Origin of the sequence: Chryseobacterium sp. VD8 (genome assembly GCF_037149975.1) — a bacterium.
GTDB classification, from domain to species: Bacteria; Bacteroidota; Bacteroidia; order Flavobacteriales; family Weeksellaceae; genus Chryseobacterium; species Chryseobacterium indicum.
Window position 1 is genome coordinate 1 of record NZ_JBBCQL010000143.1, and the last position, 11,693, is coordinate 11,693.

Below are 11,693 nucleotides of genomic sequence, written 5' to 3' on the forward strand. Positions count from 1 at the left end.
ATATCCAATAGCAAAGGTGCATAATCCTGTTCCAGAATTTTATCCGAAATATATAAAAACCCGGTTCCTCTCGGTCCGCGCAAAAATTTCCTTCCTGTCGCCGTCAGAAAATCGCAACCTATTTTGTTTACATCAACAATCATTTGACCAACTGATTGACATGCATCAACCAAATACAAAATATCATATCTTTTACAGATTTTGCCCACCCCTTCAACATTCTGAATCAGTCCCGAATTGGTGGGAATATGTGTAACGGCAACTAATTTCGGACTGTATTTTCTGATCAGATTTTCAAGATCTTCAAGATCAATCTCGTTGTCGGAAAGATTTCTTGTTCTGATGATTTTGATATTTAATTTTTTTTGAAGCGAAATAAAGGTGATCTGATTGGAAATATAATCATCAACCGTTGTGATTATGACATCATTTTCTTTAAAAACAATGCTTGATAATGCCTTTGCAAATGCTTCTGTCGCACTTGTTGCAAAGGCGATATTGGAAGGTTTACAGTTAATCAGTTTTGCAGTTTCATCATAAAATTCTTCTAATAATTCAGCATTTCTGTTGGCAACTTCATATCCTCCGAATTGTTCTTCCTGCTTTAAATAATCAATCATTGAATCCACTACGATTGAAGGCATTAAAGAAGATCCTGCATTATTCATGAAAATTTTTCCGTCCGAAAGACCTCTTATATCTTCTCTTATTTTAGCTACATTCATTTTTTATTACTTTTTAATTCTGACGAAAGAATAATCATTTTCAATAATTTGATTTCCAAAGAAATTTAACGTCTAACAATTTTACACAAAAAATCCCGAATTTATCGTATCGGGATTCGTATTTTTTAAATATGTTTCTAGCACTAATCCAGCACACTCCACCCTCTTTTCGGGTTATTATTATTAGAAACTTCCTGCTCGTTAACAATAATATTTTCTTTTCTCTGGCCAATGTAATCCAGTTCACTCAGTTTGGCAAAGATCGTTTCAAGACTTCGCAGCATCTGCTGAATGTAAAGGAACGGTTCTCCGCAATTATGATGATCGTAATTGGTTTCAGCAACTATTGATAGCTGATTAAGCAATGTGTGAGGAGCAATTTCACTCCATTCCAGGCTGTAATTCAGCATTTCTTCCAATTCTGCAGGAACCAGAACCTGAGTCGCATTATACAGTCGGAGTGCAAGTTTTGCAAAAGATTCAATTAAAAATACAGGCGGCTGATAAGGCGTGATATTTCTGAACTGAAAATACATATCTCCGAAAGTATCGATCATGGTATTGCACAGGAATTTAACATTTTGTGCCAATGCCGTATTCTGATTTTTATGAGAAGCTTTCTGAATAATTTTAAAAGCATACTGCTGTAAATTCCCAATGGATTTTGCGAAATTGTTATAATAACCAAGCAACGCAGGATGACTCTGAATCGATGTGCATGGTGGAATAAAATTAGAATCCACCTGCGCAATATTTCCTTTTAAATCTACTTTTCCGATGATCAGATAATTTCCTCCCGAATAACTGCTGTTCAGGGATGTTACGGGAAGCAGTTCGATATGGTGATTCGATTGTGCATTCGGATGACGGGGCGGAATTTCTTCAGGATCGATATCTCCAAAAGGAACTTTATCAAATGGATTCACCGAAATCAGGATGTAATACTCTCCGTCTGCCTGCTCCTCATGCATGGATTTTGCCAGAGATTTCACGCTTACTCTCCTGTCGTTCAGTTCAATTCTGTACCCCGCCATCGTAACTGCGCTGCAATGTTTGATAACGAGCTGAACATCATTGGTAGCCGTATTATGAACATCAAAAATAGTTCGGTCGGTAAAATTATTCGAGATCGGTAAAAGTCCGTAATTATAGGTCGTGATTCCTAAAGAATTGGAATCTCGGATGGTATCGATTAAAAAATTATCCTGATCATTAAGATGTCTCTGGGAAACCTTCATCCCGTCAACCCAATTAATGGCAAAATGCTTTATAGGCTGTATCATATTCAATATTTTAGATGGTGTTTTGCTGTGGTTTTCTTACGCCTTCTTCTTCATGCTGGATCACTCTTTTGCAGATCACGACGTCGTTTTCAGAAATTCTGTTTTCTGTAATATCCTGATCGAAATCGATGTATTTTCTGAAGCTGAAGAATGATTTTTTGGTATAAAAGATCCAGTAATACGATTCTCTGGTTTCATCCGTAAGATGAATAACGGAATTGGGATTTTTGTGGTTATAATCGTCCACAACTCTGTAAAACCAGTCTCCGAAAGTAATTCCGGTAGGTAAAGTTTTTGCTTTAATTCTGAATCTGTTGGAATCCTCAAGATTTTTACTTAATTCTACATTCAAAACCATTAATCTGTCGAAATCCGCTCCTTCAAAATCCGGAAGTTTCTGTTCCGGAGAATACCTCCAGGTTTTATAAATATCCACCGGAATACTGATTAACTGGACATAACAGTAATGAAAAACAAGAGGAACAATAAATATGAAAATACTCGTTGCTGCCATAATCGGATAACCGGTTCCGCGACTCATCCAGCCGAAAATCAGGTAAAAAAGATACCCTCCGAATCCGATACACGTTAAAGAAAGAATCGATTCAAATAAAATACTTTTTGTGGTAGAACTGAAATGTTTTTTGAAATATCGGTCTGATAAATTAACATGAATAATTCCTAAAATAAGGTAAATGATCTGGGCAATTAAATACCAGTAAGGATTGAATAAATTTCCTGCAAACCCGAAAATACCCGGAATTGCAAGGCATAAACTGCACAGCAGAACATAGATGATAATGGTTTTGATCTTAATTGCGGGTTTGTTTTTTCTGATGATTCCTAAAATAACCATCATGATAACCGCAAATAAAGGCATAAGAATATACCTTAAAAAGATTCCTTTTACTGAAGAAATTTCCATTTGTCTTTTTTCGAATTAATATTTTTCTTGGTGATTGTAAATATAGTTAAAAAAATTCACAGAAAGGTAGAGTAACCGAGCCTGTTTGCATTTCTATCATCATCTTCCAGTGCAAAAGAATAATCCTTTTTTTCTGTGATAAAATTTTCTTCCACATCTACACTTACAGGCAGGAAATAATCATACATTGCCTGTAATATTTTCCGGAACGGACTGCCGTCTATATATTTTTTCATTTCGGTGTAAGGAATTGGTCCGATGTTTATTACCCAGTTTCTCTGTCCGTCCATATGTTTTCCGCTCGGAATATAGGTAACTCCCAATCTGGAATTTCCCAGCAGCATAGAATCGTCTTCCTCTTCCACTCCGTCAATAACATTCGGGGCAAAAGTTACTTTTACAGGAGTCTGTAAAAATGCGGTCATGCAGCGTTCAAACCAGGATTTATTTCCTCTGATCTGATGAAAAAACGGAAGAATATAAATAAAAATACAGGCATTTTTCTTATCCAACTGATTAATCAAAGGCCAAAGCTCACTCACCGTTTCCAGAAGAGTATCTGTGTCGCTGGAAATATCAAAGTCAAATTCTTTCAGTAAAGCACTGATCTCCGTAAAAAATATTTCCAGCTCAAAAGGCTTGAAAAATTTCCGGGCATCCTCTTCCACTTTTTTCTGTCTCCGGATTTCGCGGACAACGGTGTCTACATTTTTTCGGGAAGCTCCCAGAGAAGGCGGATGAAAAAGTCCTTCGGGAAGATAATCATAAATCCCTTCTCTATAGGTTTCTATGGTAAAAACTTCTTCATCAAAACCCAGGTAATCGCTTGAAATACTTTTAATATCCTTTAAATAGGCACGGTCATTAATCCCGATTCTGTCGATAAAAATATTGCTTACCGCTCTGTGGTATTTTAAAAGGTTAACGGCTACAGCTTCCGCTTTGAAGTCGGTCTGCAGCTTATTGTATTGCATATCTACAATATTATTCTCATACATGGTTTTTCCTGTGATTTGGCTTGTAAAAATAGTATATCTCGAATTATTGAAAAAACATTATTCCACTAAATTCATACTAAATATACTAAATTTTCAGAATTTAAAAGAATAAAATAAATCAGAAATTCAAAATAACTGAAAATAATAATTAAAAAATACACTTTATAAATATGGAAATTATATTGAATTATGTTTAAGATTACGTTAATTTTTAAATTCCATATACTCAGGCTTAACCTGAACCTTAAATTAACCGTATCTTTGCCCCCTGAAAATGTTATTTTACAATGAAAAGTATTTATTCTAAAATGCTGATTTTAGCATTCATCGCATCTTCGCTTTATTCTTATGCATGGGGATTAACGGGACACAGAATTATTGCAGAGATCGCAGAAAATCACCTTTCCGGAAAGGCAAAAAGAGAGATCAGAAAAATGATGGGGAGAGAACGTCTTGCGTACTGGGCAAACTGGCCGGATTTCATTAAATCTGATACTACAGGAGTCTGGAAGGAAACTTCAGCATGGCATTATGTAAACATCGATCCGCAGACGGATTTTAAAGTGTTTGAAGAAAAACTGAAAGCGCAGGCGGGACCAAGTTTATACACCCAGATCAAAACATTATCCAGCCAGATCAAAGACGAAAAAACGTCTGAAAAAGACAGAAAAATTGCTTTAATTTTCCTGATTCACATGATGGGAGATCTTGCGCAGCCTTTACACGTAGGAAGAGCGGAAGATTTGGGAGGAAACAAAATTAATGTAACTTATTTCGGGGATAAAACCAACTTACACTCTGTATGGGACGGAAAACTGGTAGATTCTCAGAAATACAGCTACACAGAATATGCAAAATTATTAGACATCAAATCGGATGATGAAGTAGAGCAGATCCAGACCGGAACTTTAGAAGACTGGTTGTATGATTCTCACAAAATTGCCAACAGAATCTACGCACAGACACCGAATGATTCTAAACTGTCTTACGATTATCAGTACAAATTTAATGAGACAATGGAACGACAGCTTTTGTATGGAGGATTGAGACTGGCAAAATTACTGAATGATCTTTTTTAAAGTGAATTGTCAAAGGTGAATTTAAAAATCAATTTATTTTCACCTTTAAATAATAGAGCGGAACTTCGGTTTCGCTTTTTTTTTAAATAACCTGAGTTCGGGATAAGTCTTCTTAAACGCAAGGTTAAACAAATAGATTCAATTATCAGGAATTCATTTTTTAAGATTATACAAAGGCGTAAAACTTATCAAAGTAATACCATTTTTGTCTTTTTTAAATAAACGAAGTGGCTTTGTTTACCTTGCAAACTTTCAATAAATAAAAAAATCTTTTGTTTTTCTTTGCAATAAATCAATAGGATACTGTAAATCAATTGTTTAAATTTATTTCTCATTCCGAACTGAGTTTAAACAACAAACATTCACAATATTTGTCATATTGCAAGCATCTAAAAAAGTATAATGAAAGATTTATTTTCAGGTAAGATTTGAACATACATTTCGATTGCGAAAAGCTTTTAAGTAAAACTTTTAAAAATTTATTGAATATCTAAAACCCTAAAATCGCTATCCTGTGAAGTGAGAGCGATAATTTACAACTATTTTTTCAAATTAAGTTTAATTAAATGAAAATATTTTGTAACCGGTGTAACCTTTTTGCTGTTTCATACGTATAATATAATAGAAACTCTTTTTTGAGGATAAAATAGATGAGACAATTAAAAATCACTAAGCAGGTAACCAACAGGGAAACTGCTTCATTAGACAAGTATTTGCAGGAAATTGGTAAAGTAGAACTAATTACTGCGGACGAAGAGGTAGATTTGGCACAGAGAATCCGTGCAGGCGACAGAGCAGCATTAGAAAAATTAATTAAAGCCAACCTTCGTTTCGTGGTATCCGTTTCTAAACAGTACCAAAATCAAGGTCTTTCTTTACCCGATTTAATTAATGAAGGTAACTTAGGACTGATGAAGGCGGCAAAAAGGTATGATGAAACTAGAGGTTTCAAATTCATCTCTTACGCGGTTTGGTGGATTCGTCAGTCGATCTTACAGGCTTTGGCAGAACAGTCGAGAATTGTAAGATTGCCGTTAAACAAGATCGGTTCCATCAATAAAATCAACAAAGCTTACGCTCACCTTGAGCAGGAAAACGAAAGACCACCTTCTCCGGAAGAATTGGCTGAAGTTCTTGACATGAGCGAGGAAGATATCAAAGAATCGATGAAAAACTCCGGAAGACACCTGTCGATGGATGCACCTTTGGTAGAAGGTGAAGATTCTAATCTTTATGACGTATTGCGTTCAGGAGAATCTCCAAGTCCGGATAAAGACTTAATGCTTGAATCTCTTCAAATTGAGATCGAAAGAGCATTGAATACTTTAACTCCGAGAGAGGCTGATTTGGTAAGATTATACTTCGGGCTGAACGGAAAACATCCTATGACTTTAGAAGAAATCGGGGAAACTTTCGACCTTACGAGAGAGAGAGTTCGTCAGATCAAAGAAAAAGCGATCAAGAGATTGAAACACAACACCAGAAGTAAGATCTTAAAATCTTATTTAGGGAAGTAATTTTTAACGAAACAATATTACGCGGAGCTTGATTTTCAGGTTCCGCTTTTTTATTTTTGTAAAACCATGGAACTGTATTTTGTTATTGTAGGATTTCTTTGTTTTTTAATTGCAGGAAATCTTGGAACGCATTTTTATTATAGAAAGAAGCACAGGCAACTTTTAGAATTTTTAAAAGGAAAAGAATTTGTGTGTATTAAAAATACAGGAATAGATATTGAGGCATCACACAGTAAAACGTTCCGCGATTATCAGGTAAATAAAGCCGATGTTATCTTCTTCAAAACACACATTTTTCTACTGATTACCGGTAAAATTTTCAGACAGGCTCAACCTATTTTACAGATCAGCAGAATTGGAAATACCGAAAAATTTAAAAATGTTTGGGAAGAGGTCAATTATGTATCCAAAATGAAAGTCGAAAATAAGCTTAGAATTAGCGGGTTTGCGCTACGCGGATCATTTAAGGTTGACTACAAAATATTTTTGGATTTCCAGAACAAAGATTTTGACTTAGAAAAATATATCAATTAGATAATAGCTGATTATTGTTCTTTACTTTTGCTAAAATGAATGAATCACAACTTTTTATCGGAGGAATTATCCTGATTTTTATTTTCGGGAATATATTCGTTTACTTCTTAAATAAAAATAAACAGAAACGTTTTTTTGATTTCATCAGAGACAGAGAATATACTTTAGTTCGAAATGTGGAAGCCGAGATAGAAGGCTATTCAAAATTAGGTGCAAAAATAAGCTACAGAAAAGCAGATATTGTTTTTCTGGATGACGAAATTTTCATTCTGACAATCAATAAACCCATCATTCAGCTTACTAAAAGTTATGAGGATTTTCCAGAGGTTTTCTATAAATATTCTTACGATGCAAAACAAAAAGTAAAAGAAAGACTAGAAATAAGGAATTCTAATGGAAGCATTAAAGTAAATCTTAACCTCAAAAAAAAAGATTTTGATTTAGAAAAATATATTAACGGTCAAAATATGCATGATAATTGACCACTCATAAAACATAAATTTAATACATAATTAATCCGCTTGAAATCCAATTAGAAAAAGAATCCGATAGTTTCGCATGCAATTTAAAATCCCAAACAAATTAAATTAATCATGATTCAAAGAAAACTTTTCGGATGGATGCTTTTGCTTACCATAACGAGCATAGGATGTACAGATAATGACATCGCTTCAACTTTAAAAGAAGAAAATTTATCTTCAAAAGCTGATCTCAGCAAAGCTGCTGCAGACGTAAGTGTAAATGCTTACACCGATACAAGCGCATACATCAATTCAGGTTTCAGCTTTTTAAATCCTTCACAGATTGATAAAAACCGTCAGGCAATCGGCGGAAGTGCTTATACCGAAGTCTACGGATTCAATATTCCTGAAGAAAACAGAGTGAGAGGAATCCGCTGGAACACCGATGATGAAACAACTTCACTTTGGAGACCGCAGGGAATTTCAGGATTTACCAAAGATGGGGTCCGTTATCTTTTGGTGAGTTGGTATGCGAAAGATGAAGCAGAATTTAAAGGTTCCCGAATTACCCTGATTGACATCAGTCCGAGTTCCAGTACTTATCTTACTTACCGCCATATTCTTTTGGTTCAGCCCGATATTCCGGCAGGTACAGCAAGCTATTCACAGTATGGTTCTTACGCTCCGCTGAATGTTCATGCAGGCGGAATTGCCTATTTTAAAGGTAAAATCTATCTCAGCAGTACAAATTTAGGCGTCCGTGTTTTCGATCTGAATAAAATTATTGAAGTAAGCACCGGAGACACCACCAATGATAAATGTGGTAAAGATTCTAACGGAAACCTGTTCGCTTTCAATTACAGGTACATATTGCCACAGACAGGATATCAGAAAATCAACAACGCGAATCCTTTCTCAACCATTCAGGTGAATGATGAAGGAACACAGTTCTGGACAGGACAATATTATTCGGGCAGCGCCGATGTTTCTATTGTTCCGAAAATATTTGGTTTTCCGGTTGATACGAACGGAAGACTTCAGAATACAGGAATTGTAACCGTGACGCCGAAAAACAGCCTTTTCACAGACAATCATGCGCATGGAATTCAGGGTGTTTTCAGAAAAGGCAACAGAACATGGCTTTCCTGTACAGGATCTCCAAGCAATTCTTACGGATCGAATGCGAGATTAGCGCGTTATACGGATGGTGCAGACGATACGGTACGTTTCAGATGGCCTTACGGAGCGGAATCTCTTTACTATGAATCTCAATATAATTACTTGTGGAGCTTAACCGAATATGAACCGAATGCAGGAGCACAAAACGGAAGTCAGGTAAACCGATGCATTTTTGCGGTTGATTTTTCCAAATACGAATAGTACAATTTGAATCTGAAATTCAAAAAAACAGATAAAGACCGTCATTGCGATGGTCTTTTTTTATTCTAAAACTTGGATTTTATCTGCGATAAAATTCAGCATCAATCTTTATTGAACATCTTTGATTTTCTTGCGTCTTAAAGATGAGTCTGCTTAAACTTTTTATTTAACCGCAAAAGGCACAAAAGATGACTAAACTTTTATTTAAAGTTCATCATTATCAATGAAAAAGTTCACCATAGTTTTTAAAAATCTTTGATTTTTATTCTTTTGAGTGCTTTGAATAGTATTGAAATTCGCTTTAACATTGTCTTTTGTTCCTTTTGTGGTTAATTCTGAAATTAGTTTAAACAGTTTGATTTGAGATTAATAAAAAACTTGCGTCTTTACGTTTTCCAACAAGAATATTTTCTTTTAAGCCTCTTTAGCTTAAAAAACTAAATGAAAATCAATGTATTTATTCATTAAGGGCTGTAGGATTTTAAAACATTTAAAATTTTAGCTATCTTCACTTTTCAATTGAGAAACATGAATAACCATTCAGAAGAAAACAAAATATCAAAAGATAAAAATGTTCTTGTTGTTTTAAATAACAGTCAGAAAATCAATGCAGAACTTCAGTACATCATCGATCATTTCTGCGGAACCGTAGTTCATGAGCTTAGTCCGGAACTTGATCATCAAAAAATATACATCTGCGGAGATTTGGAAAATATTCAGAAAGACCATCATTTCCTGTATATCATTAAAGAATTTTCGGTGAATTTTGAAAATATCAGCGAAGAAAAATCAAAGGTTGTTCAAATTGGAGAAGTTCCGGTTATTGTAAGCAATGCGGGAGTCTATTTCCGAAAAATTTTTCATGAGGAGAATATTTTTGAAAAAGTAAAGTCAGAACATCATTTTCAGGAGCTTACAGAATCCAACAAAGAAGCGAAAGCTCTGAGAAAAGGCATTTATCTGAGTAAAGTGATTCATGAAGCCGATGAAAACGGAGAAGATGCTCTGCATTTTAATTTGTTGAGATGTTCCAGTAATCTGACAGGACCAACAGATAATTTCAGAGAAACCGACCGGAAAATTATTGCTTTTCTTAACGAATGTGCAAAAGAAACTTTTGAATATGAAACCGATCTGAATCACGCTTTGGTACAGATTTACGAGAACAAAAAGAAAACTTCGGATGCTGAAAAGGAAGTGAAGGCTAAAATTAAAGCCCACTCCGACAAAACGAAAGATATGCCGAAAGAAGGACTGATCGCATTCTGTACTTTCTACGACGATTCCAATTCCGAACATTTAAAACCATCGGAAACAGATAGATTTGATGTGTGTTATAAGCAAACGAGCGCATTAACAAGACTCCATTTCAGGCTTAAGAAAACAGTTGAGGACGAATCTCTGGAAAAAGAATTTACCGTTACTTTATACCCCGATTCTGCGTTTATTATTCCGTTGTCTACCAACAGATTATATACGCATGAAATCCGCCCTTCTGTTTTGGGAGTCGATCAGATTCCGATAAGAATGGGATATGTGGTTCGTTGTTCGAATCTTGAGGCGGTGTACAGAGACAATCAGACCTACATCAGAGAAAACGATAATTATGTTAAATTGGAAAGCATGACTCCAGAAATGCAGGCGGAACTTCGCAATTCTTATTACGAAGAGAACATGACGGAGAATAAGGTGAACTATAAAACAACCCATTTCAGCATGAATCTGGGCGATTATGAAAAACCAATCCTGTAATGAGCAGCTCCGAATTTTATAAAATACGGCTTCCTGAAAAGCAAAATACATTTGAAAATCTTTTGAATTCTGCGGATTTTGAAGCAACAGGAAAAGGCAGGCTCGGAAATCATCTCTTGAAAGAAGAAAACGGAACTTTTGCTGTCGTAAGAACAACAACAAGATATCAGATTCCAGCGAATCTCTTTTCTGAGGTTCATCATTCCGTTGTTGAAGAAATTAATCAAGCAATTTCAGCCGAAATAACAGATGTGCCTGAACAGCATTTCAACAATGCATTGATTGAAGTGTATGATTCTTCGTACTCGAAAATGGGATTTCATTCCGATCAGGCTTTGGATCTCGAAGATCATTCATTTATTGCTTTGTTTTCATGCTATGAAAATCCAGATCAGTTGAAAGAAAACCAACTCAGAAAGCTTGTTATAAAAGACAAAATAACGGAAGAAGAATCTGAAATTATACTGGATCATCATTCTGTTGTACTATTTTCTGTAGATACGAATAAAAAGTTTCAGCATAAAATTGTTGTGAATTCTAACCCTAATTCTAAAGGTTTTACGGATAACAGATGGTTGGGAATGACGTTCAGGACTTCCAAAACTTTTATCAGATTTAAGGATAACCAACCGTATTTTTCAACCGGAGAATTATTTATTTTAGCCGATGAAGAAAAGGAAAAAGAGTTTTTCCGGCTGAGAGGTGAAGAAAACCGTTCTCTGGATTTTGTCTATCCTGATCTGTTTTTCACGATAAGTCCGGCAGATCTTTTAATTCCTGAAATCAAAAATTAAATATATACACAACATGAAAAAATTATTTTTTACTTCTACCCTGCTTTTAGCCCTGTTTTCCTGCAATGAAAACAGATCCGAAAATAAACCTTTGGTTGAAAATGCAGTGGAAAATAATAAATCAAGTTTTCCTGTGAAGAGACTAAATCATTCTGAAGATATTCTTAACGCCATTTATTCTGAACAGATTAAAAATAATGAAGAATTTAAAAATTTAGATATTAAAATTTCTAATCTTCAGGAAG

Annotated in this window: 11 protein-coding genes and 1 pseudogene; 8 read left to right on the forward strand and 4 right to left on the reverse strand. The window is 35.0% G+C overall.

Annotated features, from left to right (window positions below; genetic code table 11):
* The 4 genes from WFK35_RS14970 to WFK35_RS14985 form a co-directional block, all read right to left on the reverse strand.
* Positions 1-725, reverse strand: a 725-nt coding sequence (locus WFK35_RS14970) for an aminotransferase class V-fold PLP-dependent enzyme (protein ID WP_336733267.1), incomplete at its 3' end; no start/stop codon positions are given.
* A gap of 143 nt (positions 726-868) precedes the next feature.
* Entirely contained in the window at positions 869-2,008 is a 1,140-nt protein-coding gene (locus WFK35_RS14975; RefSeq protein WP_087710223.1) for a hypothetical protein, read from the reverse strand.
* 10 nt (positions 2,009-2,018) lie between these two features.
* The gene (locus WFK35_RS14980; protein WP_087710225.1) at positions 2,019-2,933 is read right to left on the reverse strand and encodes a TssN family type VI secretion system protein; all 915 of its coding nucleotides are present in this window, start codon (positions 2,931-2,933) and stop codon (positions 2,019-2,021) included.
* Between the two features lie 56 nt (positions 2,934-2,989).
* Complete coding sequence (locus WFK35_RS14985; protein WP_336733270.1) at positions 2,990-3,931, reverse strand: type VI secretion system baseplate subunit TssG; 942 nt, start codon at positions 3,929-3,931, stop codon at positions 2,990-2,992.
* A gap of 287 nt (positions 3,932-4,218) precedes the next feature.
* Between WFK35_RS14985 and WFK35_RS14990 the strand changes: the two genes are divergently transcribed.
* The 8 genes and pseudogenes from WFK35_RS14990 to WFK35_RS15025 all read left to right on the forward strand — a co-directional run.
* A complete protein-coding gene (locus WFK35_RS14990; protein ID WP_336733272.1) occupies positions 4,219-5,010 on the forward strand; it encodes a S1/P1 nuclease in 792 nt (263 codons plus the stop codon).
* A 650-nt stretch (positions 5,011-5,660) separates the two neighbouring features.
* Positions 5,661-6,527, forward strand: coding sequence for a sigma-70 family RNA polymerase sigma factor (locus WFK35_RS14995; RefSeq protein ID WP_027385416.1), 867 nt, complete (start codon positions 5,661-5,663; stop codon positions 6,525-6,527).
* A gap of 66 nt (positions 6,528-6,593) precedes the next feature.
* Entirely contained in the window at positions 6,594-7,061 is a 468-nt protein-coding gene (locus WFK35_RS15000; RefSeq protein WP_336733274.1) for a hypothetical protein, read from the forward strand.
* Between the two features lie 35 nt (positions 7,062-7,096).
* The gene (locus WFK35_RS15005) at positions 7,097-7,543 is read left to right on the forward strand and encodes a hypothetical protein (RefSeq protein WP_336733276.1); all 447 of its coding nucleotides are present in this window, start codon (positions 7,097-7,099) and stop codon (positions 7,541-7,543) included.
* A 111-nt stretch (positions 7,544-7,654) separates the two neighbouring features.
* Positions 7,655-8,902 (forward strand): hypothetical protein, encoded by a 1,248-nt coding sequence (locus WFK35_RS15010; RefSeq protein WP_336733278.1) that lies wholly within the window; start codon positions 7,655-7,657, stop codon positions 8,900-8,902.
* Between the two features lie 528 nt (positions 8,903-9,430).
* Complete coding sequence (locus tag WFK35_RS15015) at positions 9,431-10,654, forward strand: hypothetical protein (protein WP_336733280.1); 1,224 nt, start codon at positions 9,431-9,433, stop codon at positions 10,652-10,654.
* Complete coding sequence (locus tag WFK35_RS15020) at positions 10,654-11,448, forward strand: alpha-ketoglutarate-dependent dioxygenase AlkB (protein WP_336733282.1); 795 nt, start codon at positions 10,654-10,656, stop codon at positions 11,446-11,448. Before WFK35_RS15015 ends, WFK35_RS15020 begins: the two co-directional genes overlap by 1 nt.
* Before the next feature lie 13 nt (positions 11,449-11,461).
* Positions 11,462-11,693, forward strand: a pseudogene (locus WFK35_RS15025) (hypothetical protein); the annotation flags it as partial.

Coding starts and splice junctions, on each gene's coding strand:
- WFK35_RS14975 (WP_087710223.1), bottom strand. CDS start 2,008: ATGATACAGCCTATAAAGCATTTTGCCATTAATTGGGTTGACGGGATG.
- WFK35_RS14980 (WP_087710225.1), bottom strand. CDS start 2,933: ATGGAAATTTCTTCAGTAAAAGGAATCTTTTTAAGGTATATTCTTATG.
- WFK35_RS14985 (WP_336733270.1), bottom strand. CDS start 3,931: ATGTATGAGAATAATATTGTAGATATGCAATACAATAAGCTGCAGACC.
- WFK35_RS14990 (WP_336733272.1), top strand. CDS start 4,219: ATGAAAAGTATTTATTCTAAAATGCTGATTTTAGCATTCATCGCATCT.
- WFK35_RS14995 (WP_027385416.1), top strand. CDS start 5,661: ATGAGACAATTAAAAATCACTAAGCAGGTAACCAACAGGGAAACTGCT.
- WFK35_RS15000 (WP_336733274.1), top strand. CDS start 6,594: ATGGAACTGTATTTTGTTATTGTAGGATTTCTTTGTTTTTTAATTGCA.
- WFK35_RS15005 (WP_336733276.1), top strand. CDS start 7,097: ATGAATGAATCACAACTTTTTATCGGAGGAATTATCCTGATTTTTATT.
- WFK35_RS15010 (WP_336733278.1), top strand. CDS start 7,655: ATGATTCAAAGAAAACTTTTCGGATGGATGCTTTTGCTTACCATAACG.
- WFK35_RS15015 (WP_336733280.1), top strand. CDS start 9,431: ATGAATAACCATTCAGAAGAAAACAAAATATCAAAAGATAAAAATGTT.
- WFK35_RS15020 (WP_336733282.1), top strand. CDS start 10,654: ATGAGCAGCTCCGAATTTTATAAAATACGGCTTCCTGAAAAGCAAAAT.